General features: G+C 64.6%; 21 protein-coding genes. 12 read left to right on the top strand and 9 right to left on the bottom strand.

All coding sequences use genetic code 11. The features are described from left to right. Window positions 1–219: 219 nt before the first annotated feature. Window positions 220–1,965 carry a tetratricopeptide repeat protein gene (locus tag C7451_RS08440; protein WP_146215318.1) on the bottom strand — a complete coding sequence of 582 codons (1,746 nt, stop codon included), beginning with the start codon at window positions 1,963–1,965 and terminating at the stop codon, window positions 220–222. Between the two features lie 298 nt (window positions 1,966–2,263). On the opposite strand from C7451_RS08440, the gene C7451_RS08435 reads away from it, so the two are divergent. The 4 genes from C7451_RS08435 to C7451_RS08420 all read left to right on the top strand — a co-directional run bounded on the left by C7451_RS08435 (window position 2,264) and on the right by C7451_RS08420 (window position 5,868). Beyond that, window positions 2,264–4,084 (top strand): ABCB family ABC transporter ATP-binding protein/permease, encoded by a 1,821-nt coding sequence (locus C7451_RS08435; RefSeq protein WP_110298508.1) that lies wholly within the window; start codon window positions 2,264–2,266, stop codon window positions 4,082–4,084. After that, window positions 4,081–4,449, top strand: coding sequence for a hypothetical protein (locus tag C7451_RS08430; protein ID WP_110298507.1), 369 nt, complete (start codon window positions 4,081–4,083; stop codon window positions 4,447–4,449). The genes C7451_RS08435 and C7451_RS08430 overlap by 4 nt, the downstream gene beginning before the upstream one ends. Window positions 4,450–4,609: 160 nt before the next feature. Further along, window positions 4,610–5,050, top strand: a complete 441-nt coding sequence (locus tag C7451_RS08425) for a protein tyrosine phosphatase family protein (RefSeq protein ID WP_110298545.1) — start codon at window positions 4,610–4,612, stop codon at window positions 5,048–5,050. Window positions 5,051–5,307: 257 nt separating this feature from the next. After that, the gene (locus tag C7451_RS08420; protein WP_031318473.1) at window positions 5,308–5,868 is read left to right on the top strand and encodes a hypothetical protein; all 561 of its coding nucleotides are present in this window, start codon (window positions 5,308–5,310) and stop codon (window positions 5,866–5,868) included. A 181-nt stretch (window positions 5,869–6,049) separates the two neighbouring features. Here the strand turns inward: C7451_RS08420 and dapE are convergent, their stop codons facing one another. Next, the gene (dapE, locus tag C7451_RS08415; RefSeq protein WP_110298506.1) at window positions 6,050–7,204 is read right to left on the bottom strand and encodes a succinyl-diaminopimelate desuccinylase; all 1,155 of its coding nucleotides are present in this window, start codon (window positions 7,202–7,204) and stop codon (window positions 6,050–6,052) included. Window positions 7,205–7,245: 41 nt separating this feature from the next. Here dapE and C7451_RS08410 point away from each other — a divergent pair, with 41 nt between their 5' ends. From C7451_RS08410 to C7451_RS08400, 3 genes are all read left to right on the top strand, one after another. Then, window positions 7,246–7,692: a cupin domain-containing protein gene (locus C7451_RS08410; protein WP_110298505.1), complete on the top strand. Its 447-nt coding sequence runs from the start codon at window positions 7,246–7,248 to the stop codon at window positions 7,690–7,692. 179 nt (window positions 7,693–7,871) lie between these two features. Continuing rightward, on the top strand, window positions 7,872–10,073 hold the full coding sequence (locus tag C7451_RS08405) for a TonB-dependent hemoglobin/transferrin/lactoferrin family receptor (protein ID WP_167398480.1): 2,202 nt from the start codon (window positions 7,872–7,874) through the stop codon (window positions 10,071–10,073). Window positions 10,074–10,111: 38 nt separating this feature from the next. After that, window positions 10,112–11,122 carry a DUF6607 family protein gene (locus tag C7451_RS08400; protein ID WP_110298504.1) on the top strand — a complete coding sequence of 337 codons (1,011 nt, stop codon included), beginning with the start codon at window positions 10,112–10,114 and terminating at the stop codon, window positions 11,120–11,122. Window positions 11,123–11,204: 82 nt separating this feature from the next. Here the strand turns inward: C7451_RS08400 and hisN are convergent, their stop codons facing one another. The 4 genes from hisN to C7451_RS08380 form a co-directional block, all read right to left on the bottom strand. Further along, on the bottom strand, window positions 11,205–11,990 hold the full coding sequence (gene hisN, locus C7451_RS08395) for a histidinol-phosphatase (protein ID WP_110298503.1): 786 nt from the start codon (window positions 11,988–11,990) through the stop codon (window positions 11,205–11,207). Window positions 11,991–12,038: 48 nt separating this feature from the next. After that, on the bottom strand, window positions 12,039–12,839 hold the full coding sequence (locus tag C7451_RS08390) for an arylamine N-acetyltransferase family protein (RefSeq protein ID WP_110298502.1): 801 nt from the start codon (window positions 12,837–12,839) through the stop codon (window positions 12,039–12,041). Further along, window positions 12,836–13,186 (bottom strand): cupin domain-containing protein, encoded by a 351-nt coding sequence (locus C7451_RS08385; protein ID WP_110298501.1) that lies wholly within the window; start codon window positions 13,184–13,186, stop codon window positions 12,836–12,838. The genes C7451_RS08390 and C7451_RS08385 overlap by 4 nt, the downstream gene beginning before the upstream one ends. Window positions 13,187–13,290: 104 nt before the next feature. Beyond that, window positions 13,291–14,226 (bottom strand): ribose-phosphate pyrophosphokinase, encoded by a 936-nt coding sequence (locus C7451_RS08380; protein ID WP_110298500.1) that lies wholly within the window; start codon window positions 14,224–14,226, stop codon window positions 13,291–13,293. A gap of 150 nt (window positions 14,227–14,376) precedes the next feature. Between C7451_RS08380 and C7451_RS08375 the strand changes: the two genes are divergently transcribed. From C7451_RS08375 to C7451_RS08355, 5 genes are read left to right on the top strand one after another with little or no spacing between them, the layout of a single operon-like run. After that, window positions 14,377–16,035, top strand: a complete 1,659-nt coding sequence (locus C7451_RS08375; RefSeq protein ID WP_110298499.1) for an NAD+ synthase — start codon at window positions 14,377–14,379, stop codon at window positions 16,033–16,035. A gap of 45 nt (window positions 16,036–16,080) precedes the next feature. Beyond that, window positions 16,081–16,341, top strand: coding sequence for a type II toxin-antitoxin system Phd/YefM family antitoxin (locus C7451_RS08370; RefSeq protein WP_110298498.1), 261 nt, complete (start codon window positions 16,081–16,083; stop codon window positions 16,339–16,341). Continuing rightward, window positions 16,317–16,751 carry a type II toxin-antitoxin system VapC family toxin gene (locus C7451_RS08365; protein ID WP_110298497.1) on the top strand — a complete coding sequence of 145 codons (435 nt, stop codon included), beginning with the start codon at window positions 16,317–16,319 and terminating at the stop codon, window positions 16,749–16,751. The genes C7451_RS08370 and C7451_RS08365 overlap by 25 nt, the downstream gene beginning before the upstream one ends. Then, window positions 16,751–18,076 (top strand): glutamate--tRNA ligase, encoded by a 1,326-nt coding sequence (gene gltX / locus C7451_RS08360; RefSeq protein ID WP_208625167.1) that lies wholly within the window; start codon window positions 16,751–16,753, stop codon window positions 18,074–18,076. Before C7451_RS08365 ends, gltX begins: the two co-directional genes overlap by 1 nt. A 12-nt stretch (window positions 18,077–18,088) precedes the next feature. Next, window positions 18,089–18,898 (top strand): Rossmann-fold NAD(P)-binding domain-containing protein, encoded by an 810-nt coding sequence (locus C7451_RS08355; protein ID WP_110298495.1) that lies wholly within the window; start codon window positions 18,089–18,091, stop codon window positions 18,896–18,898. 156 nt (window positions 18,899–19,054) lie between these two features. On the opposite strand, the gene C7451_RS08350 is transcribed toward C7451_RS08355, so the two are convergent. The 3 genes from C7451_RS08350 to yidC all read right to left on the bottom strand — a co-directional run bounded on the left by C7451_RS08350 (window position 19,055) and on the right by yidC (window position 22,359). Next, window positions 19,055–19,708, bottom strand: coding sequence for a glutathione S-transferase family protein (locus C7451_RS08350; protein ID WP_110298494.1), 654 nt, complete (start codon window positions 19,706–19,708; stop codon window positions 19,055–19,057). Between the two features lie 122 nt (window positions 19,709–19,830). Next, window positions 19,831–20,475: a ribosome biogenesis GTP-binding protein YihA/YsxC gene (yihA, locus tag C7451_RS08345; protein ID WP_110298493.1), complete on the bottom strand. Its 645-nt coding sequence runs from the start codon at window positions 20,473–20,475 to the stop codon at window positions 19,831–19,833. A gap of 120 nt (window positions 20,476–20,595) precedes the next feature. Beyond that, window positions 20,596–22,359 (bottom strand): membrane protein insertase YidC, encoded by a 1,764-nt coding sequence (gene yidC / locus C7451_RS08340; protein ID WP_110298492.1) that lies wholly within the window; start codon window positions 22,357–22,359, stop codon window positions 20,596–20,598. Window positions 22,360–22,389: the final 30 nt, after the last annotated feature.

The raw sequence follows: 22,389 nt of genomic DNA, 5'->3' as shown, positions 1-22,389 counted from the left end.
AAGAGGGTCATGGCATTGTCCTTTCGTAGAGTTCGGTGTGTTCCGGACCGTTTGTCCGGAGATGCCAGATACTCTGCACAGGCCGTGCCAAACTGGAAAAGCTGAGAGATTACAGCGCCATAGCCGTTTTCCGCCCTAATCCGAACATGAACGGATGCTGACTGTTGGGAAAATTTCCCATTAATCGGGATCGGCTGTCGGAAAAATTCGCAGCGATGGTCAGCCCGCCTTGGGCACCAGCCCCGTGGCTTCGGCTTCAGCCTGCATGCGGCGGGCGAAGAATGGCGAGATGGTGAAGCGCGAGAGCACTTCGGCAGCGGGCGTCCCGGGCGGCACACCCACCAGCTTTTCAAGCGCCCGCCAATCCTTCTGGCCATCGGCCACCCGGCCATTCGCCGCCAGCGCCAGCGCGCGGCCCAGCAGGAAATTGGGCTGGGTCTGCAATTCGGGTACGTCGGCGCGCAGGGCCAGGGCCAGGGCTTGCGCGCGCTTGCCGTTGATCACCTGCGTGATCACCAGCGACGAGATCTGATAGCCGCCAGGCTGCTCGTTGAGGGCGCTGGCCCGCTCCAATATGGGCTCGGCGCCCGTATAGTCGCCACAGGCCATCAGCAGGCTGCCCGCCAGCCCCAGTGTATCCGGCTCGAGGGGATTGCTTTCGACAGCTCTTCGGGCAAAGGCGATGGCGCGCGGACAGTTGCCCCGCGCCCAGGCAGAGCGCGCCACCGCGATCTGCGCGAGCGCTGAGGTACCGTCATTGCGCAGCGCTGCCTCTGCCAGATCGCGGCCGCGCGCCGTGGGAACCAGCGGCACCATGCTGTTGGGCCGGGGCCTGGACAGTTCGAGGAAGGACAAAGCCTGCAGAAGCAGCGGCTCGTCCGGATACTGGTTCAGCGAGGCTTCGAGACATTTTTCCAGGCCGGGGCGCAACGCGGGATCGCGGGTCTGGCGGAAACTGTCATAGGCGATCAGGCAGGGATAGCCAGGCGACAGATCGTTGCCGATCAGCTTGCGCTGGTGCTGTGCAATGACCCCGCCCGAACGCGCCAGCACGGAAATGCCTTCGCCAATGTCCTGTTCGACATCGGGCGCGGCGACGCTGGTGCCGTCGTGGTTCACTTCATACGACCATAATGTCGTCCCGCTGGCCTTGTGCCGCAACGTCAGGAAGATCGGCGCCTTGGACTGATCGACCCCTTCTCCGCCACCGCGTACGACCAGTTGATAGGCTCGCGCCAGATCCGTCTTGGTGACATCGCGATGCGCACCGCTGGTGACCGCGAGCGTTTCGAACCGCTGCAGGTGCATTTCGGCAATCTGGGCTGCGGTATTGAGCTTGTCATTGCCTGCGGCTGGCTCGGTCACGATGGTCACATGGGCGATCTGGGCGCGCATGTCGCGCCGGGCGGCCTCTTCACTGGCCGACTCGGGCCTGACCAGAAACCAGATGATGTACAATACGCCCAGCAGCAGCAGGATCCGCACCACCCACAAAATCCAGCCACGATCGAACCGCGAGGGTGGCACCGGCGCCTTGTCCCCGGGACTGGTCCGGCTGGTGTCCGTGGCATCCGCTGCGGAACCCGCCGCGCCCGCTGCAGAGGCGGATTGCGAGAGCGCGCCGGGGCTGGCCGCACCCTCAGGCGCAGACGTCGCCATCGGCACGTTCGGCGGAACCAGATCGACATTGTAATGACCAACAGGAATGACGATCCGCTGGCGCAAGGCCGATTCCTGTGCCGACAAGCCGGCATAATGCAGTTCCAGCATCTTGCGCAGCCGGCCCACCTGGACGCGGGGGTAGCTGTCGCTCTGCGGATCGAAACTGTCGTCGCGCCCGAGCCCTTCGACCGCGATCTGATAGGCCTTGAGCCGCTCGCCATTGCCGGCCAGCGTCTGTTCCACGAGATATTCGAGCAGGCGACGCAATACGGGTGAGCGGACGAACTCTGGTGATCGCATCACCAGGCCTAGTTCATTCAGCAATGCGCCTCTATCGGGTTGCGCACTCACCTGGGTAAAATCCCCTTCAGGGCTGGCTGTTCGTCGATAGTACGGATGAAGCGCCCGGAACCGTTATCCTGTCCGCGTTTGTTGGTTCGAAGATATAGCGGCCGATGTAACTTTGCAATCTAACGTGACACGAAAATGGCTATACCCTCTGAAAAACTTGCATTTTACCGGTAACATCGCCCGAATTTGGGGCGAGGGTTTTTCCACAGCCCTTGGATAAAAAGGGCATCGCCCCTATCGAAGGCTCAGCATGCCGCCGCAAACCCCCTCATCAGCCGCCCGGACGCCCCCACCCGCCATGCGCGAGACTCTGGGTCGGTTCCTGCCCTATCTCTGGCCCGCCGATCGGCCGGACCTGAAGCTGCGCATCTGCGGCGCGATGCTGATGGTGCTGCTTGGCAAGGCGGCAGTTCTGTCCATGCCCTTCGCCTACAAGGCCGCGGTCGACAGGATGACGATCGACGGTACCAGCATGGCCATGGCGGCGATCATTGCGGTTATTGCCTATGGCGCGGCACGGCTGGGTTCGGTGCTGTTCGACAACCTGCGCAACGTGGTGTTCGAGCGCGTCGGCCAGGAGGCGACCCGGACGCTCGCGGAAAACGTGTTCGTCCAGCTGCACCGCCTGTCGCTGCGCTTCCATCTCGCCCGCCGCACCGGCGAGGTCACCAAGGTCATCGAGCGCGGCACCAAGAGCATCGACGTGATGCTCTATTTCCTGCTGTTCAACATCGCGCCGACCGTTCTGGAGCTGATCGCAGTGCTCGTGATCTTCTGGATCAACTTCGGCTTCGGCCTGGTGCTGGCGACCGTGGCGATGGTGGTGGTCTATATCGTCTTCACCCGCAGGATCACCGACTGGCGCAATCACCTGCGCGAGGCGATGAACACGTTGGACGGAAAGCAGCTCGCGCGCGCCGTCGATTCGCTGCTGAATTACGAAACGGTCAAATATTTCACCGCCGAGGAACGCGAGGCCAAGCGCTATGGCGATGCCGCACGCACCTATGCCAATGCCGCGGTGAAGTCCGAAAACTCGCTGGCGCTGCTGAATGTCGGTCAGTCGCTGATCACCAACCTGATGATGGCGGGCGCCATGGCCTATACCATCTGGGGCTGGAGCCGGGGCCAGTTCACCGTTGGCGATCTGGTGCTGGTCAACACGCTGCTGATGCAGCTGTTCCGCCCTCTCGACCTGCTCGGCATGGTCTATCGCACGATCCGCCAGGGTCTGGTCGACATGGCCGCGATGTTCGACCTGATCGATACGCCAGCGGAGATTGTCGATGTGCCGAATGCGCCTGCGCTCGACATCCGCCAGCCCTCGGTCGAGTTCCGCGATGTCGATTTCGGCTATGATCCGGACCGGCAGATCCTGCACAAGCTCAGCTTTCGGGTCGAACCTGGACAGACGCTCGCGCTTGTCGGCCCCTCGGGCGCGGGCAAGTCGACGATCGCGCGCCTGCTGTTCCGATTCTACGATCCGCAAGGCGGGCAGATCCTGATCGGCGGGCAGGACATTGCCAAGGTCCGCCAGGCCTCGCTGCGCGCATCGCTCGGCATCGTGCCGCAGGACACGGTGCTGTTCAACGACACGATCGGCTACAATATCGGCTATGGTCGCGAGGGCGCGAGCCAGGAAGAGATTGCGCGCGCGGCACATGGCGCGGCGATCGGCACGTTCATCGAATCGTTGCCGAGGGGCTATGACACCGAGGTCGGCGAGCGCGGACTGAAACTGTCTGGCGGCGAGAAGCAGCGCGTCGCGATCGCCCGCACGCTGCTCAAGAACCCGCCGCTGACGATCTTCGACGAGGCGACCAGCGCGCTCGACAGCGCCACCGAAGCCGAGATTCTCGATACGCTGCGCTCGCTCGCCGAAGGACGCACCACGCTGATCATCGCGCACCGCCTGTCCACCGTGACCCATGCAGACAGCATCCTGGTGCTCGACAAGGGGCAGGTCGCGGAGCAGGGATCGCATCGCGACCTGCTGCAGCGGGGCGGGCTCTATGCAGCGATGTGGGAACGCCAGGCGCAGGAACGCGCCAAGCAGGAGGTGGCGGCATGATCGGCATGGCAGCTTTTGCGCTGGCTCTCGCGCTTCAGGATATGGCGAATGAATCGCCGGTACAGGCCGAGGCCGCGCAGACCCTGCAGCCGACCCGCTCTGGTGCCTGGACCGACATGCATGGCGAAGCGCAGCACGCCGGGGCGACCTATCGCGTGCGGCTGTTCGTGCATGCCGCACAGGCCTGTCTTCATTTTGCCGGCGAAGAGCCCTATGATGCAGAGCGCGCCGAATTCCTCAATGCGATGATGGATGAAAGTTGCGCCGGGCTGAAGGAGCGCTATGCAGCGATCCTGGCTGATCCGTTAACCGACGCGCCTTCGCGCGCACTGGTCGATAAAGCATGGGAGCCGTTTCGTGAGTGACATGCGCCGCAAGACTTTCCGCACCCCCGCCGTGCTGGCCCTCGCGCTGCTGGCGCTGGCGGGCTGCAAGGACCGCAGCCAGTCCGACCGTTCTCCGGTGCAGATGCCGCCGATCCTGGCGTCCGCAACTGCCGCCCCTTCAGCGATGAAAGAAACAACGATGTTCACCCCGCTCACCGACACCGTCCAGGTTTCCCCGCAGATCACGCTCGATCAGGTCGCGGCGGCCAAGGCCGAGGGCGTGACGATGATCATCAACAACCGCCCCGATGGCGAGGATCCTGGCGCGCCGCAGAGCGCGGAGATCGAAGCTGCCGCCAGGGCAGCAGGCATCGATTACGTCTCGATCCCCGTCACCCATGCCGGATTTTCCGCTCCCCAGGTCGAGGCCATGATCGCCGCTCTGGACAAGGCCGAGGCAGGCGGGGGCAAGGTGCTCGCCTATTGCCGCTCCGGCACGCGCTCGACCTTGCTCTGGTCGCTTGCCCAGGCCAAGCAGGGGCAGAACCCGGCAGAGCTGACGCGCATCGCCGCGCAGGCCGGCTATGACCTGAACCCGATCCGCCCGATGCTCGACGCACTCTCGGGTCAGGCCGACTGATCTGTAATTCCTCCCCCTTGGGGGAGGGGGACCGCCCGCGCAGCGGGTGGTGGAGGGGCAGCGATTTCGTGCCCCGCCTCAATATGGTGCAATCCCGCTTCCCCTCCACCACCGATCTTCGATCGGCGGTCCCCCTCCCCGTGCCGGGGAGGATTGGATCACCCCGCCCATGGTTAACCCGATGATAACCATCTTGTGACCATCCTTGCACGTTCCGCCACGAAGACTCCGTGGTGGCGATGCAAGGAGAATGGGGCATGGCCAGCCATCCCGGCGCGGCATCCGGCAATTCCGCAGCGGCACTGACGCTCGCCGAGCTGCGCGAGTTCGCGAGCTTCTCACCCGGCGCGCAGCGCTATATCAAGCGCGCGCTCGATATCGGCCTCGCCCGCGAGGACGCGTTCAAGCGCTGGGCGCGCAATGCCGAAGAGACCGCCTCGATCCGCATGCATTATCTGGTCTATCAGGATTTGAAGCTGCTGCGCGGCAACGTGCCCGATGCGCCGCACGAGGACGGCTTCGAGCATTTCATGGCACTGCTGGTGCGTCTGGCAGCCTTCGATCTCGCCCAGGGCCGGATCGAGAGCTTCTCCGCCTTCCGCTTTCTCTACGAACGCCTGCTTGGCGCGGATGTGCGCCCCTGGCTGCCGTCCGCCTATTGCGCCGCCGCCGCGCTGCCGCAGATCCAGCCCGAACGGCGCAAGATGCTGCTCCAGTCGATCAGCGAAGCCGCCGCGACCGCTCCCGGCTGGTCGCTGCGCGCACCGGTCTTCTTCCCCGAATGGGTCGAATGGGTGAGCGGCGACGCCGCGCATTGAGGGGTTCACCCATCGCCGATTTCACCGTCACCCCCGCGAAGGCGGGGGTCCCGCTTCTGCGCAATGGCCGCAAGGATTGCGCGATTCCCGCGTTCGCGGGAATGACGGGCCAAGATCAGCCGTTTTTTGATAACGTCCCTCGACTTCGCTCGAGGGACGCTGCAGAGCGACGCTCGCCGAATCAGCTCGTCCCCACCAAGGCCGCGAGCGTCACCCTCCGGTAAATCCGCGCAAGAACCTCAAGGTCCGCAACCGCCACCGCCTCGTCGAGCTTGTGCATCGTCGCGTTGCACAGCCCGAATTCTACCACTGGGCAGATCCGCGATAGGAAGCGTGCGTCAGACGTGCCGCCGGTGGTCGACAGCTCGGTTTCCACGCCCGTTTCCGCCCGGATCGCCTCGGCGATGATGCCTGAAAGCTCGCCGGGCGGGGTGAGGAACGCCTCGCCCGAAATCTTCGCCTCGACGCTGCCGCCCAGCGGCTCGGCAATGCCCCGAATCAGCGCGATCAGAGATTCTCCGCTGTGCCGATCGTTGAACCGGATGCTGATCCGCGCTTCGGCGGCGGCCGGGATGACATTGTGCGCCGGGTTGCCGACATGCAGGTCGGTCACCTCGATATTGCTCGGCTGGAACCAGTCGGTGCCCTCGTCCAGCACCACCGCCTCAATCGCCGAGAGGATCGCCACGAGCTTCGGGATCGGATTGTCGGCCAGATGCGGATAGGCAACATGACCCTGCTGGCCCGCGACACGAATCCACATGTTGACCGAGCCGCGCCGCCCGATCTTCACCATGTCGCCCAGCCGGCCCACCGAAGTCGGCTCGCCCACAAGGCACAGATCGGGGACCGTGCCGTCGCGCTGCATCAGGTCGATCAGCGCGCGCGTGCCATAGACCGCCGGGCCTTCCTCGTCGCCGGTGATGATGAAGCTGAGCGTGCCCGCCTCGCGCGGGATATCGGCAGCGGCGGCGACAAAGCTCGCGATCGATCCCTTCATGTCGACCGCACCGCGCCCGTGAAGCAGGTCGCCCCGCACCTCCGGCACGAACGGATCGCTCGCCCAGCCCTTGCCCGGCGGTACGACATCGAGATGCCCGGCAAAGGCGAAATGCCGCCCCGGATCGCCCAGCGGCCGCCGGATCGCGAACAGGTTTTCGACCGGGCCGTCGGGTGCTTCGCCGCAGACGAAGCGCGTGACCGCAAAGCCGAGGGGTTCGAGCATCGCCTCAAGGCAATCGAATACCGCGCCGGTCGCGGGCGTCACGCTTTCGCAGGCGATCAGGCGGCTGGCAAGGTCGAGCGGGGCGGCGGCAATCGTTGCAGTATCGGTCATGGGGGCTTTCTCGTTGATCCATCGCGCATTAGCATCGCGCCATGCCCAAAGTCGACCTGGAAGCCATTGCGCAAAGCAACGCCACCGGATACCCGCCGCACCTTGCCGATATCGTGCAGGAACGCTGGTATCGGCGCCTGTCGCCCGCGCTGGGCCTGACCGATTTCGGAGCAAGCCATGTCGTGCTGAAGCCCGGCGCATGGTCGGCGCAGCGGCACTGGCACGAAAACGAAGACGAGCTGCTCGTCATCCTGTCCGGCCAGGCGGTGCTCGTGGACGATTCGGGCCGCACCTTGCTCGAACCGGGCGATATTGCGGCCTTTCCCAAGAATGACGGCAACGCCCATTGCGTGATCAACGAAGGCGATGCCGATTGCGTCTTCCTGGTCGTCGGACAAAGCGTCAACGGACCGTGCCATTATCCCGATGTCGACATGCACGAGAACGGCGCGGGCGACAAATGCCGCAAGGACGGATCGGCGTTCTGACCGCCGGACCGGACTGAGATCCCGGCCTCTCGGCATACCTCTATCACCATCCTCAGGGCCTTGGGGCCGGGTCCGCGCGCGTCTGCGGGCGGGATCCCGCACGCGGCCGGTTGACCCGAAAGGCAAAATCCCTATTAGGCTAATGCGAATCGCTTGCATTATCACTTGGGGGATTATCCATGAACCGCTGGTTGAACTCTGCTGCCGTGATCGGCCTCGCAGCCGCACAGATACAGGGCGCCGCCGCCGACACGGTGCGTGCCGAGACCGAAGCACTGGACAGTGCCGAGGCTGGCGACGGCCGCACCATCGTGGTTTCCGCAACGCGCACACCCATCACCATCGACGAGGCTCCCGCCACCATCTCGGCCAAGACCGACGAGGAAATCGCCGACGAGCTGGCGACCGATATCAAGGACCTGGTGCGCTTCGAACCCGGGGTCAGCGTCCGCCGCCAGCCCGCCCGTTTCGGCGCGGCGCTGGGCAGCACCGGCCGCGCGGGTAACGAGGATTTCACCATCCGCGGCATCGGCGGCAACCGCGTGCTGATCCAGGTCGATGGTGTGCGCATGCCCATGGGCTTCAACTTCGGCGCCCAGAGCGTGGGCCGGGGGGATTCGGTCGACATCGGCCTCGTCAAGTCGGTCGAAATCCTGCGCGGTCCGGCTTCTGCGCTCTATGGCAGCGACGGCCTGGCTGGCGCTGTCAGCTTCACGCTCAGCGATCCCGAGGACATTCTGAAGGGCAAGTCGGTCGCGGGCATGGTGCGCGGCCAATATGCCAGCGCCGACAATGAATTTGCGGAGACCGCGATCCTCGCCGGGCGGAGCGGCGATGTTTCGGCGATGATCGCCTATACCCGGCGCGATTTCGAGGAGCTGGAAAACCGCGGCACCAATGACGTGCTCGGGCCGAACCGCACCACGCCCAATCCGCAGGACGGCCAGAGCAACGCTGCCACCGCGCGGCTGGTCTGGGACCCTGCCGGCGGGCACAAGGTCCGGCTGACCGGCGAGTATCTCGACAACCGGATGGTCACCGATCTGCTCTCGGGCCGATCAGCGAGCGTCGATAATCTGGTCGCGCGGGATAGCGGCAAGCGCTGGCGCCTAGCAGGCGACTGGAGCTGGGAAGGCACCGGTACCATCGAACTGGCGCGGGCCAGCGTCTATTGGCAATCTGCCAAGGACCGCCAGTTCACGCAGGAAGACCGCACCCCGCTGGCCGACCGTACCCGGCTCAACACCTTTGACAACCGGGTCTACGGGCTTTCGGCTGAAGCACGCGCCGGATTCTCGACTGGTCCCCTTAGCCACAAGCTGATTTTCGGCGGTGATGCCAGCTGGACCCGGCAGCAAGGGGTGCGTGACGGCACCGTTCCGCCCTTTGGCGAGACCTTCCCGCTGCCCGCCTTTCCGGTCACCGATTATGCGCTGGCGGGATTCTTCCTGGGCGACGAGATCAGCGTCGGGCCACTGACGCTGTTCCCCGCGCTGCGCTTCGACCATTACAAGCTCACGCCACAGGCCGATGCACGGCTGCCGGCAAGCTTCGTCACCACCGGCCAGTCGGGCCAGCGCCTCAGCCCCAAAATGGGCGCGGTGCTCAAGCTCAATGAAGAGGTGCGGCTCTTTGCCAATTATGCCCAGGGCTTCCGCGCCCCCGAACCCAGCCAGATCAACCAGTTCTTCGAAAATCTGGCCCAGGGCTATACGTCGCGCCCCAATGGCGATCTGGGGCCGGAGCGCAGCGAGAGCATCGAGGGCGGCATTCGCTTCACCAGCGACGCGGTGAGCCTGAGCGCCACGGCCTTCAGCGCGCGCTACAAGGATTTCATCAGTCAGGAGGTCGTGGGCGGCGGTTTCACGCCTGCCAATCCGGCGATCTTCCAGTTCATCAATCTCGATCGGGTCAAGGTCGAGGGGGCCGAAGCCCGGCTGGAGCTGCGCGACACGAGCGGACTGAACGGCCAGGTTGCGCTGTCCTATGCCAAGGGCGATGTCATCGATCCGCAGGCCGGCACCCGCCTGCCACTGGCGACCGTCGATCCGCTGAAGCTGGTCGCCGGGATCGGCTGGCGCGATCCGAAGGGACGGTTCGGCGGGCAGCTGATCGCAACCCATAGCGCCCAGAAGTCAGAGGAACGCAGCACCGGTGTTTGCACGCCCAGCTGTTTCCGCCCCGATGCTTTCACGATCCTCGATGCCACCGCTTTCGTGAATCTCGGTCCGGTGACGCTGCGCGCCGGCCTGTTCAACCTGACCAACGCCAAATACGCCTGGTGGCAGGACGTGCGCGGGCTCGCCAGCACCACGACCATCGCCGATGCCTTCACCCAGCCCGGTCGCAACGGCAGTGTCTCGTTGACTTATCGCTTCTGATTCGCAATACCTTTATCATTCAACCAGGGGTCTTGATCATGCACAGGAAGATCATCTCGTTTGCCGCTGCCAGCCTGTTTGCGCTGGCCTCCACTCCCTCTTTTGCCCATCCGCCGATCGCCGAACGGCCCGCGCAGGAAGAAGCTGCCGCCTTCGAGGCGGACCGCGCCGACATCTTGGCCATGGCAGGCAATTTCAAGGTGCGCTTCGACATGCAGGAAGCGACGCCCTGGGCGAGTGGCTATACCCCGCTGGACCGCAAGATCTCGGGCGGGCACGAGGTCGTGCGCGTGATCGAGGATACCGGCCGCCGCATCGTGCTGCAGCACCTGCTGGTCGCCGAGCATGACGGCAAGTCGCACATCATCAAGCACTGGCGGCAGGACTGGGAATATGAGCCCGCCAAGCTGCTGGTCTATTCGGACCGCAACGCCTGGACCTGGGAAGACGTGTCGGAAAAGATGCGCCGCGGTCGCTGGTCGCAGACCGTCTGGCAGGTCGACGACAGCCCGCGCTATGCCGGCTGGGGCCAGTTCGAGGAACAGGGCGGTGTTCGCCGCTGGCGCTCCAACTGGACCTGGCGTCCGCTCGCCCGGCGCGACGCGGTGCGCAATCCCGTCTACGACCGCTATTACGCGATCAACCGCCACCAGCCGACGCCCGATGGCTGGGTGCACTGGCAGGACAATATCAAGATGGGGCTGAAGGACGGCAAGCTGCAGCCGATCGTTCAGGAATATGTGCTGAACACCTACACGAAATTCGACGGCTATAACGTCAAGGCGGCCGATGATTACTGGGCCGCGACCAAGGGCTATTGGGCAGCCGTGCGCGCCGAATGGGACAAGGTCGCCAGCACCAAGGGCGGCATCGCCATTCAGGAAGAGGCCCAGACCGGGACGGTAATCAGCGGACGCCTGCTGACCATGGCTGACGAGATCATCGAGGGCAAGCTGAGCGAGGCCAAGGCCATTGCAGAGGCGCAGAAGCTGATCGGCGAGAACACCCGGGCGATCGACACGAGGCAGATCGCCAGCCTCCAGCGCTGAGGTCCGGCGCTCCGCCCCCTGTTGGAGCGCCGTCCGTCCCCTGCCCTGCCGCCTGGACACGGCGGGGCGGGGGACATTCCGTTCAATGGTCGTGCTGCGCCAGCGCCTCCAGCACATCCTCCAGCCGCGCAGGATCGCCCATTGCGACGACGCGCCCGTCGCTCCCCTTGTGCAGCGGATCGCCGTTCCAGTCGCACATATGCCCGCCAGCGCCCTCGACCACGGGGACGAGCGCGGCAAAATCGTGCAGCTTCAGCCCGCTTTCGCAGACCAGATCGACCGAGCCTTGCGCCACCAGCGCGTAATTGTAGCAATCCCCGCCCCAGATCAGCCGCCGCGTGTCGCATTGCTTGGCGAGCGCCATGAAATGCATCGCATCATGGTCGCTGAACAGATGCGGACTGGTGGTCGCGAGCACCGCATCGCCGATCTCGGGACAGAGCCGCGCCTTGACCGGCCTGCCGTTGAACGTGGTGCCACGCCCGGTCGCCCCGACCCAGCGTTCGCGCCCGATCGGCTGGTCGATCACGCCGAGCACCGGCCATTCCTCGGAAATCAGCGCGATCAGCGTGCCGAAGATCGGGCGTCCGGCGATGAAGCTGGTGGTACCGTCGATCGGATCGAGCACCCAGACCCGCCCCGTCGTGCCAGGCTTCTCGCCATATTCCTCGCCGATCACGCCGTCGCGCGGGGCTTCTGCATCCAGGATCGCGCGCATCGCCGCCTCGGCGGCGCGGTCCGCCTCGGTCACCGGCGAGGCATCGGCCTTGCGATCGGTAGCGAAATCGGCGCGATAAAAGGGCCGGATTGCTTCCCCGGCGGCGTCGGCGAGCCGCTGGGCGAGCTCGATATCCTTGCTGTGAATCATGCCAGACTAGCTAGGGCCTGTCGGCACGCTTGGCCAGAGGCGATGGCGTCAGAACAGGCCGAGCGCCTGCACCTCGTCGTCGGACAGCACGATGCCGAACTCGCGTTGCAGCAGCGCGCGCATCGCAACGCCATCCTCGATCACCGTCCGCCGGGTCTCCGCGCCATCCTGCACGCTGAACTGATCGTTGGTGATCGACTTGAGCCCGGTGCGCGTCACCTGGCTGACCAGGACGTTGCGGATGAAGCGCGATTCGGGCGATGTGGCGGTCCAGTGGTTCGACATCGCGATATCCGCAGGCTGGGCCAGTTCATCGGTAAAGCTGTATTGCGGCCGCACCTGGCCTTCGAAATGCCTCTCGAGCATCCAGCCGAACGCATCGTCGCGGCGCAGGCGGTGGACCGACCCGTCATTGCCCGCCGCCTCTGCCCCCTCGGCCAGCCGCATCGCGGGGACATGCCCGCCGCCGAACCCGGCATCGGCAAGCCAGCGCTCACCCCCCAGCCGTACCGCCAGCACGATATGGGTGCGCGGCGGCACCGGATCGTCCGGCTGCTGCCGGAACCAGACGCGCGCCAGCAGCGGCTCGACGACAAAGCCCAGCGCCTCGAGCGCACGAGCGAACAGCGGGTTGAGCTCGAAGCAGTAACCACCCCGCGTGCCCGACAGCAGCTTGTCCGCAATCGCATCCGGATCGATGCTCACCCCGCGCCGCAGCCGGGCATCAAGCGCATCATAGGGAATGGCAAGCCGCTGCGCCCAGAGCAATGCGTCCAGTCCGGCCAGATCGACCCTGGGCCTTTCTGCCAGTCCCAGCCTCGCCAGATAGCGATCGAGAAAATCGCTCATGGCAGTGTGCCTTGCTGATCCGGAACCGGGACGCGGAGCGGCTGGCCATCGGGCACGATCCAGGTGGAGACCGCCCGCAAGCCCTTCGGCCCTGCCCTGCCCCAGTGCACCGTGCCCGGGGCGATGCGGATGGCCTGGCCGGGCTGCAGTTCCTCCTCGCCCATATCGGCGCGGACGATCACCGTGCTGCCGCCCAGTATGTAGAGAAACTCCTCGCCATGATGATAGTGGCGGGGAATCGGCGCGCCGGCTGGGATGTTGAGGTCACCCATCACCAGATGGTGGCCGGGCGCCGCCTCGATCGCGCCGGAAATCCGCTCGCTGATGCCGGGAGCAGGGACATGCACGGCTGGGCCTTGTACCGCACCAGTCGCACAACCAGTCAGCGCGGCAATCAGGCCCAGGGCCGCCGCCCGACATCGGAGCCAGCCCGGCACCTGGCCCGCTCCGATCAGTCGAACAGGCTGGAAACCGAGCTTTCATCGGCAATGCGGCGGATCGCCTCGCCGATCATCGATGCCATGGACAGGCTGCGGATACGGTCTGAACTGGCCACCGCTTCGGTCGCCTGGATCGAATCGGTGATCACCAGTTCCTTGAGCGCGCTGTTGTTGACCCGCGCGACCGCGCCGCCCGACAGCACGCCGTGCGTCACATAGCTGACGACATCGACCGCGCCGGCATTCTTCAGCGCCTGCGCCGCGTTGCACAAGGTACCGCCCGAATCGACGATATCGTCGATCAGGATGCAGAACCGGCCCTCGACATTGCCGATGATGTTCATCACTTCCGATTCGCCGGGGCGCTCACGCCGCTTGTCGACGATCGCGAGCGGAGCATTGTCGAGCCGCTTGGCCAGCGCACGCGCGCGCACCACCCCGCCCACGTCGGGCGAGACGACCATCAGCTGATGCTCGCCGAACCGCGCCTGGATATCCGCTGCCATGACCGGCGCGGCATAGAGATTGTCGGTGGGAATGTCGAAAAAGCCCTGGATCTGCCCTGCGTGCAGATCGACCGAAAGAACACGGTCGGCACCGGCGACGGTGATCAGATTGGCGACCAGCTTGGCCGAAATCGGCGTGCGGGGTCCGGGCTTGCGGTCCTGCCGGGCATAGCCGAAATAGGGGATTACCGCCGTGATCCGCCGCGCCGAAGCACGCTTGAGCGCATCGATGCAGATCAGCAGCTCCATGAGATTGTCGTTGGCGGGATAGCCGGTCGACTGGATCACGAAAACGTCCTCGCCGCGGACATTTTCATGGATCTCGACGAACACTTCCTCGTCGGCGAAACGGCGGACGCTGGCTTCGGTCAGCGGCATTTCCAGATAGGCGGCGATAGCGCGCGCCAGCGGCAGATTGCTGTTGCCTGACAGGATTTTCATGTGGCTTCCCCGTTGCCGTGTTCAATGCGCGCTGCCTTAGCCAGATGGCCTGCAAACCGGAAGATGAAAGTTTGATGAAATGAAGGTCCACGGCTCCGGGCACCAGCAAAAGCTGTTGCCGCTCCACAAGCCAGCCCCTATCCCGCAGCGATGACTGACCGGCTTATCATCACGCTTGTCCAGTGCGGGCAGACCATCGGCGATCTTGTCGGCAATGCCGATGCCATGTTGAAGGCGCGCGCAGAGGCTGAACCCTGCGACCTGATTGTCTTTCCCGAGCTGCAGCTGATCGGCTATCCGCCCGAGGACCTGGTGCTGAAACCGGCGCTGATCGCGCGCGCCGCGGCCGAACTCGACCGGCTTGCCGCCGCGACGGCTGATGGCGGCCCGGCGATGCTGGTGGGCAGCGTCTTTCAGCGCGAGAACGCCCTCTACAATGGCATTGCCCTGCTGGACGGAGGACAGGTCCGCGCGATCCGGCTGAAGCACGAGCTGCCCAATTACGGCACGTTCGACGAGAAGCGCCTGTTCGCTTCCGCGCCGCTGCAATCGCCCGTGCCTTTCCGGGGCGTAATGCTGGGCCTGCCCCTGTGCGAGGATATCTGGTTCCCGACCGTATGCGGTCATCTCAAGGCCATGGGTGCCGAGCTGCTGATCGCCCCGCACGGCAGCCCATACGAGATTGAGAAGGACGACCGCCGCCTGCACGCTGTCGCACGCGCCCGCGTCGCCGAAACCGGATTGCCGCTGGTCTTCCTGAACCGCATCGGCGGGCAGGACGAACTGGTGTTCGACGGGGCATCGTTCGTGGTCAATGCAGACGGAACGCTGAGCCATCAGCTGCCCGACTGGGAGCCGGCGACAGTGCGCACCGAATGGAAGCGCAGCGAAACCGGCGGCTGGCACTGCGCCCCCGGCGAGATTCACTCGCTCGATCCGTTCCCGCAGGATGTCTATCACGCTATGATCGTGGGGCTTCGCGATTATGTGAACGCCAACGGCTTTCCCGGCGTGGTGCTGGGCCTGTCGGGCGGGATCGACAGCGCACTGTCTGCCGCCGTGGCGGTCGATGCGCTGGGGGCGGACCGGGTGTGGTGCGTGATGCTGCCGAGCCGCTATACCAGCCAGGAAAGCCTGGACGATGCCGCCGAATGCGCGCGCCTTCTGGGATGCCGACTCGACAGCATCCCGATCGCGCCAGCGGTCGATGCCTTCGATGCGATGCTTAGCCAGAGTTTCGAGGGCCGTGCGCCCGATCTGGCCGAAGAGAACATCCAGTCGCGCATCCGTGCGGTCACGCTGATGGGGCTGAGCAACAAGTTCGGCCCGATGCTGCTGACCACCGGCAACAAGAGCGAGATGAGCGTCGGCTATGCCACCATCTATGGCGACATGTCGGGCGGCTATAATGTGCTGAAAGACGCCTACAAGCTGACGGTGTTCGATCTGTCGCGCTGGCGCAATGCCAACAAGCCGCCGCTGGGTCTTGGTCCCGATGGCCCGGTCATGCCCGAAAGCGTGATCACCAAGCCGCCCAGCGCCGAGCTGCGCCCCGACCAGCGCGACGATGACAGCCTGCCGCCCTATGAGATCCTCGATCCGATCCTGCACGGCCTGGTCGAGGAGGAACTGAGCGTTGCCGAAATCGTCGCGCGCGGCTTCGACCTGGCCACCGTCACCCGGATCGAGCGCCTGCTGTACCTCGCCGAATACAAGCGCCGCCAGGCCCCGCCGGGCGTGAAGCTGGGCATCCGCAATTTCGGCCGCGATCGGCGCTATCCGATCACCAACCGGTTCCGGACGGGATAGACGGTAGAGCAATTTTCGGCTAGAATTCTGGCCGAAAGGGATTTTATGCGCCACGTGCCCGTCGCCACCTTCAAGGACAAGGTGTCCGAATTCATCGCTGCTGCCGAGCAAGGCGATGAAATCGTCATAACGCGTCATGGCAAGGCGGCTGCGAAGCTGGTGCCAATCATCGATCAGGATGATGTCGAAGAGCGCGGGCGCAAGGCCTGGGAAGCTCTGGCCCAATTGCGCGAAGAGTTGCGTGCCGAGGGCAAAACGGCGACGATCGAAGAGATGATCGCATGGAAGAACGAGGGCCGACGTTGAAGCTGTGCGTCATCGACGCAAGCGTCATCGGCCTGATGATCCTGCCGGACGAAGCTCCGGACATTCCGCCACAGCTTATGCCTGTCATGGTCGAGGGCCGGGCGCTGGTTCCGCAACATTGGCGGCTTGAGGTGCTGAACCTCGGCAGGACCGCCATGCGGCAGAAGCGGATTGATGCCCAAAGGCTCGAAAGAGCGCTGACCATCCTCTCCGAATATCGCATCCATCTGGACGACGGCACGAACCGACATGCATGGGGGGCGTGCATGGAACTGGCGGCACGTCATGATCTGACCGCCTATGATGCGGCCTATCTGGAACTTGCCATAAGGACAGAAGCGCCGTTGATGACTCTCGACAAGGCGCTGGCTAAGGCAGCGCGCCATGAAAAGCTGGAACTAATTGCATAATGACCATCACCCGTTTCGCCCCGTCCCCCACAGGGCACCTGCATATCGGCAATATCCGCACCGCGCTGCACAACTGGATGTGGGCCAGGAAGACCGGCGGGCGCTTCATCCTGCGCATCGACGATACCGATGCCGAGCGCAGCCGCGAGGAATATGTCACCGGCATCCGCGCCGATCTCGCCTGGCTGGGCCTCCATCCCGATGCCGAATATCGCCAGTCGGAGCGCAGCGCGCTGTACGAGGCCGCGTTCGAGCGGTTGCGCGCGGCGGGCCGGGTCTATCCCTGCTACGAGACCGCGCAGGAGCTCGATCTCAAGCGCAAGATCGCATTGGGGCGCGGCCTTCCGCCGGTCTATGATCGCGCCGCGCTGAACCTTAGCGACGCAGAACGCGCCGATCTGGAAGCGCAGGGCCTGCGTCCGCACTGGCGCTTCAAGCTCGATCGGGACGAGCCGATCGCCTGGGACGACCTGATCCGTGGCCCGCAGAAATTCGACGCGGCGAGCCTGTCCGACCCCGTCATCCGCCGCGCCGATGGCAGCTGGCTCTACATGCTGCCCTCCGCCATCGACGATGTCGATATGGGCATCACCCATGTCGTACGCGGCGAGGACCATGTCTCGAACACGGCCGTGCAGCTGCAGATGTTCACGGCGCTGGGTAGCACGCCGCCGCAATTCGCGCACGAGGCGCTGCTGACGGGTGCCGAGGGCAAGCTTTCCAAGCGGCTAGGCTCGCTGGGCGTCAACGAACTGCGCGAGAAGCATGTCCTGCCCCAGGCGATCGTCGCGCTGCTCGCGCGGCTGGGCACGTCGGACCCGGTCGAGGCCCTGCACGACCGTGCGGCACTGCTAAACAGCTTCGACTTCGCGCGCTTTGGCCGCGCGCCGGCGCGCTTTGCCGAGGAGGACCTGGAGCGGATCAACCGCCAGCTCGTCCACACCGCCGATCATGCACTGGTAGCGGACCAGTTGCCGCCGGAGATCGACGAGGCGATCTGGCACGCCATACGCCCCAATATCGCGCATCTGGGCGAGGTGGGTGACTACTGGCGCATTATCGCAGGACCTGTCACCGCGCCTGCGCCCGAGGCAGACGATAGCGCTTATCTGGCCGAAGCACGCACCGTGCTCGAGGGGCTGGAATTCGGCCCTGCCGTCTGGAAGGACTGGACCGAGGCACTCAAGGCCAGCACCGGGCGCAAGGGCAAGGCCCTGTTCCTGCCGCTGCGCCGTGCGCTGACTGGCATGGACCATGGCCCTGACATGGGCGAATTGCTGCCGCTGATCGGCAGGGACCGCGCACTCGATCGGCTGCAGGCCTAGGTTCCCGCGCACATGAGCCATATGTTCATCTTCGGCATGGGCTATTCCGCATCGCGGCTGGCGCAAAGGCTGCGGGCGGATGGCTGGCAGGTGCGCGGCACCGGCCGGGCCGGCGATGTCGATTTTGCCGATACCGCCACCGTCCACGCTGCCCTGGCCGACGCAACGCACGTGCTCTCGAGCGTCCCGCCCGATCGCACCACCGGGCTCGATCCGGTGCTCACCCAATATGCCGACATCCTGCGCACGGCGCCTGCCCGCTGGATCGGCTATCTGTCCTCGACCGGGGTCTATGGCGATGCCGGAGGGGCGTGGGTGGACGAAGCCTCGGTGGTCGGCACGGGCAGGCGCAATGCGCGGACCGAAGCGGATCTCGTCTGGCAGGCGCTCGACAGCCGGGTACGGGTGTTGCGGCTGCCGGGGATCTACGGCCCGGGCCGCAGCGCGCTCGACCGGGTGCGCGATGGCACCGCGAAACGTATCGCGATGCCGGACCAGGTGTTCAGCCGGGTGCACGTCGATGATATTACAGGCGGCGTCATCGCCTCGTTCGACGGCCCGGCGGGCGTCTACAATCTGGGCGACGACCTGCCCTGCTCGCAAAACCGGGTGATCGAGGCGGCGTCCCGGCTATTGGGCGCGCCGATACCGCCACTACAGTCGCTGGAGGAGGCAAATCTCTCGCCAATGGCGCTGGGCTTCTATGCCGAGAACCGGCGCGTTTCGAACGGCAAAGCCAAGCGGCTGCTCGGCTGGCAGCTTGCCTATCCGGATTACGAGGCTGGCCTCGCCGCGATCCTGCGCGGCGGCGGCAAAGCATGATGACAAAAAGTGGGAACCGGTTTTTGTCAGAAAATCATGCGACAACAAATATCTAGAGCATTTTCAAGTTGACCGTTTACGGTCAACGGCTCGGAAAATGCGGCATCCAAAAAACTAGAGCGTTTTCGCTCAATTTGAAAACGCTCTAGACTAGGCTCAGCGCTCGAACCGCTCGATGACCCAGGGTTCGGCTTTCGCCGCTTCCGCCCAGTCGACCATCCATTCGTGCCCCAGGATCGCCTCGCTATAGGCCTGCGCGAAGCCGGGCAGCGTGATGCCATAGGTCTGGAAGCGGGTGATGACCGGCGCGAACATGATGTCTGCCGCGCTGAAGCTGCCGAACAGGAACGGCCCGCCGCGCCCGAAGCGCGCGCGCGCCTCCGCCCAGAGCGACAATATGCGCATCACGTCCTGATGCACTTCGGGGCTGACGCTGAAATCATCGTACCGCTGGCGCATGTTCATGCCGCATTCGCGGCGCAGGGGAAGAAAACCGGCGTGCATTTCCGCCGCCATCGACCGGGCGAGCGCAGCGGCGACCGGGTCCTTCGGCCAGAAGCGGTCGCGGTGCGTCCTGTCGGCCAGCCAGTCGATGATGGCGAGCGAATCCCATACCACCGCCTCGCCATCCCACAGCACCGGTACCTTGCCGGCGGAAGGCTGGAATTCGGGCGCCTGCCGCCGCTCGGGCCATGCCTCGTCGTACAGCGGCACGACCACTTCCTCGAACGGCAGCCCCGATTGCTTGCACGCCAGCCAGCCGCGCAGCGACCAGCTCGAATAGTTCTTGTTGCCGATATAAAGCTTCATCGCTGCCCCCTGAAACTCTCGTCTGTCCGTTCGCCAGCGTAAGCCGAAGCCCAGGAGTCAGACTGCACAATCCCGCTACCGGATTCCGGCATCTGCCGGAAAAGGGGACTGGCGGGAAAAGGTTACTCGCTGATCGAATCCATCACAAAGCCGCGCAGATCGTCAATCCCCATGCGCTTTTCCGACGAGGTGATGATGACATCGGGGAAGGCTGCGGCATGCTTGCGCGCCTCGGCGCGGGTCAGGTCGGCGACCCGCTCCAGCTCGCTCGCCTTGATCTTGTCGGCCTTGGTCAGGACGAGGCGATAGCTGACCGCCGCCTCGTCGAGCATCTTCATGACGTCGAGATCGACCGGCTTCACGCCATGGCGGCTGTCGATCAGCACCAGGGTCCGCTTCAGGACCACGCGGCCGCGCAGATAGTCGTTGATCAGGAAGCGCCATTTCTTGACGACATCCTTGGGCGCCTTGGCAAAGCCATAGCCGGGCATGTCGACCACGCGAAAGCGCGGCGGATCGCCCACGTCGAAGAAATTGAGCTCCTGCGTGCGTCCCGGCGTCACCGAGGTGCGCGCGATCGCGCGCCTGCCGACCAGCGCGTTGAGCAGCGAGGACTTGCCGACATTCGAGCGGCCGGCAAAGGCGATTTCCGGCACGGTCGGCGGCGGCAGGAATTCGAGCGAGGGCGCGGACTTGAGGAAGGTGACCGAACCGGAAAACAGCCGGTTCGCTTCCTGAAGCAGCGGGTGGATGATGGGTTCATCCATGGGCGCTGCACCCCTTCCTGTCATTCCCGCGAACGCGGGAATCCCGCTTCTGCGAGAAGGCTGTGAAGGATAGCGGGACCCCCGCCTGCGCGGGAGTGACGAAGGGAGAGAAGGCGATGCTCACGCCTTGCCCTTGCCGTCGGCCTTGGCCGCCTTCTCTGCTGCCTCTTTTGCCGCCAGCTCCTTCAACTGCGGATGGCGGCTGTAGAGCCATTTCTGCTGCGCGATCGTCAGCACGTTCGACATCGCCCAGTAGAGCTGAAGCCCGGCGGCAAACGGCGCCATCACGAACATCAGCACCCAGGGCATGATCGAGAAGACCTGCTGCTGGACCGGGTCCATCGGCGCGGGATTGAGCTTGAACTGTAGCCACATGGTAACGCCCAGGATGATCGGCAGCACGCCGATGGCAATCATGCTCGGCGGATCGAAGGGCAGCAGGCCGAACAGGTTGACCGGAGTCAGCGGGTCGGGTGCCGAGAGGTCCTTGATCCACAGCGCGAACGGCTGGTGACGCATTTCGATCGCCAGCAGCAGCACCTTGTAGAGCGCGAAGAAGACCGGGATCTGCAGGAACATCGGCAGGCATCCGGCGAGCGGATTGACCTTTTCCTTGCGGTACAGCTCCATCATCTCCTGCTGGAGCTTCTGCTTGTCGTCCTTGTAGCGTTCCTGCAGCGCCTTCATCTTGGGCTGCACCGCGCGCATCTGCGCCATCGAGGCGAACTGCTTCTGCGCAATCGGGAACATCAGGCCGCGGATGATGATGGTGAGCAGGATGATCGCCACGCCGAAATTGCCGACCTGCTCGAACAGCCAGTTGAGCAGCTTGAAGATCGGCTTTTCGAACCAGATGAACCAGCCCCAGTCGACCGCGCGGTCGAGCAGCTTGATATTCTTGGCGTCGACATAATCGTCGAGCAGCTCGGTTTCCTTGGCACCGGCAAACAGCATCGATTTCGTCTCGATCTGTCGGCCGGGGGCCACCACGGTCGTGTCGAACAGCAGCTCGGACTGGTAGAGCTTGCCGCCCAGCGCGCGGAAATTGCCTGCCATCTGGCCCTTGGTGTCGGGCGCGGGAATCAGCGCCGAGAGCCAGTAATGGTCGGTAAAGCCGAGCCAGTCGATATTGCCGGTATATTCGACCAGCTTTTTCGGGTTTTCGTCGAGATCGTCATAATGCACGTCGAAATCGGCGACATCGTCGAACACGCCCAAAGGCCCGTTGCGCACCGTCCAGGTGCTGGGATCGGCATTGGCGCTGGTGCGGTTGATCAGCCCCAGCGGACGCACGATCGCGGGCGCAGGGCCGGTGTTCACGAAGCGCTGGGTGACGGTGATCAGATAATTGGCATCGATCGCATAAGTGATCTCGAAGCGCTGGCCCGCCGGGTTCGTCCAGCTCAGGGTCACTGGCGTCTTCTGCGTCAGCTTGCTGCCATTCGCGGTCCAGACGGTCTGGCTCGTGGGGACGGTGACCCCCTCCCCGATCCAGCCGAACTGCGCGAAATACTGGTCCCCGGTGCCCGCGGGCGAGAACAGGTGGACCAGGTCCGAATTCTTGTCGAGCTTCTCGCGATAATCCTTGAGCACCAGATCGTCGAGCCGCGCGCCGGTGAGGTTGATCGATCCGGCGACGCGCGGCGCATCGATCGGAACGCGCGCGGAGCCGGCGATCACCGCCTTGCGCTCACGGATCACCTTGGGCGCGGTGCCGGTATCGGGTACGGCATTGCTGTTCTTGAGGCCGGGGCGCGGGGCTTCGACCGCATCCTCGATCGTCGCCGGGCGCGCGGGATAGAAGAACTCCAGCGCATAAGGCCATCCGAACAGGACCAGAGCCATCAAACCGATGGCCAGGATGACGTTACGCTGATTCTCCACGCTTCAAACCTTCTTCCGGCAATTCATAAG

The sequence above is a fragment of the Blastomonas natatoria genome (assembly GCF_003201955.1).
In the GTDB taxonomy this organism is placed as follows: Bacteria; Pseudomonadota; Alphaproteobacteria; order Sphingomonadales; family Sphingomonadaceae; genus Blastomonas; species Blastomonas natatoria.
This window is presented reverse-complemented; position numbering and strand designations above follow the sequence as displayed.

Excerpts from the sequence above, each read along its gene's own strand:
- C7451_RS08380 (WP_110298500.1), bottom strand. The coding sequence starts at position 14,226 with ATGAAAATCCTGTCAGGCAACAGCAATCTGCCGCTGGCGCGCGCTATC.
- C7451_RS08365 (WP_110298497.1), top strand. The coding sequence starts at position 16,317 with ATGGAAGAACGAGGGCCGACGTTGAAGCTGTGCGTCATCGACGCAAGC.
- C7451_RS08355 (WP_110298495.1), top strand. The coding sequence starts at position 18,089 with ATGAGCCATATGTTCATCTTCGGCATGGGCTATTCCGCATCGCGGCTG.
- C7451_RS08430 (WP_110298507.1), top strand. The coding sequence starts at position 4,081 with ATGATCGGCATGGCAGCTTTTGCGCTGGCTCTCGCGCTTCAGGATATG.
- dapE (WP_110298506.1), bottom strand. The coding sequence starts at position 7,204 with ATGACCGATACTGCAACGATTGCCGCCGCCCCGCTCGACCTTGCCAGC.
- C7451_RS08435 (WP_110298508.1), top strand. The coding sequence starts at position 2,264 with ATGCCGCCGCAAACCCCCTCATCAGCCGCCCGGACGCCCCCACCCGCC.
- C7451_RS08420 (WP_031318473.1), top strand. The coding sequence starts at position 5,308 with ATGGCCAGCCATCCCGGCGCGGCATCCGGCAATTCCGCAGCGGCACTG.
- C7451_RS08425 (WP_110298545.1), top strand. The coding sequence starts at position 4,610 with ATGTTCACCCCGCTCACCGACACCGTCCAGGTTTCCCCGCAGATCACG.
- C7451_RS08400 (WP_110298504.1), top strand. The coding sequence starts at position 10,112 with ATGCACAGGAAGATCATCTCGTTTGCCGCTGCCAGCCTGTTTGCGCTG.
- gltX (WP_208625167.1), top strand. The coding sequence starts at position 16,751 with ATGACCATCACCCGTTTCGCCCCGTCCCCCACAGGGCACCTGCATATC.
- C7451_RS08390 (WP_110298502.1), bottom strand. The coding sequence starts at position 12,839 with ATGAGCGATTTTCTCGATCGCTATCTGGCGAGGCTGGGACTGGCAGAA.
- C7451_RS08410 (WP_110298505.1), top strand. The coding sequence starts at position 7,246 with ATGCCCAAAGTCGACCTGGAAGCCATTGCGCAAAGCAACGCCACCGGA.
- C7451_RS08350 (WP_110298494.1), bottom strand. The coding sequence starts at position 19,708 with ATGAAGCTTTATATCGGCAACAAGAACTATTCGAGCTGGTCGCTGCGC.
- C7451_RS08405 (WP_167398480.1), top strand. The coding sequence starts at position 7,872 with ATGAACCGCTGGTTGAACTCTGCTGCCGTGATCGGCCTCGCAGCCGCA.
- yihA (WP_110298493.1), bottom strand. The coding sequence starts at position 20,475 with ATGGATGAACCCATCATCCACCCGCTGCTTCAGGAAGCGAACCGGCTG.
- C7451_RS08375 (WP_110298499.1), top strand. The coding sequence starts at position 14,377 with ATGACTGACCGGCTTATCATCACGCTTGTCCAGTGCGGGCAGACCATC.
- C7451_RS08370 (WP_110298498.1), top strand. The coding sequence starts at position 16,081 with ATGCGCCACGTGCCCGTCGCCACCTTCAAGGACAAGGTGTCCGAATTC.
- hisN (WP_110298503.1), bottom strand. The coding sequence starts at position 11,990 with ATGATTCACAGCAAGGATATCGAGCTCGCCCAGCGGCTCGCCGACGCC.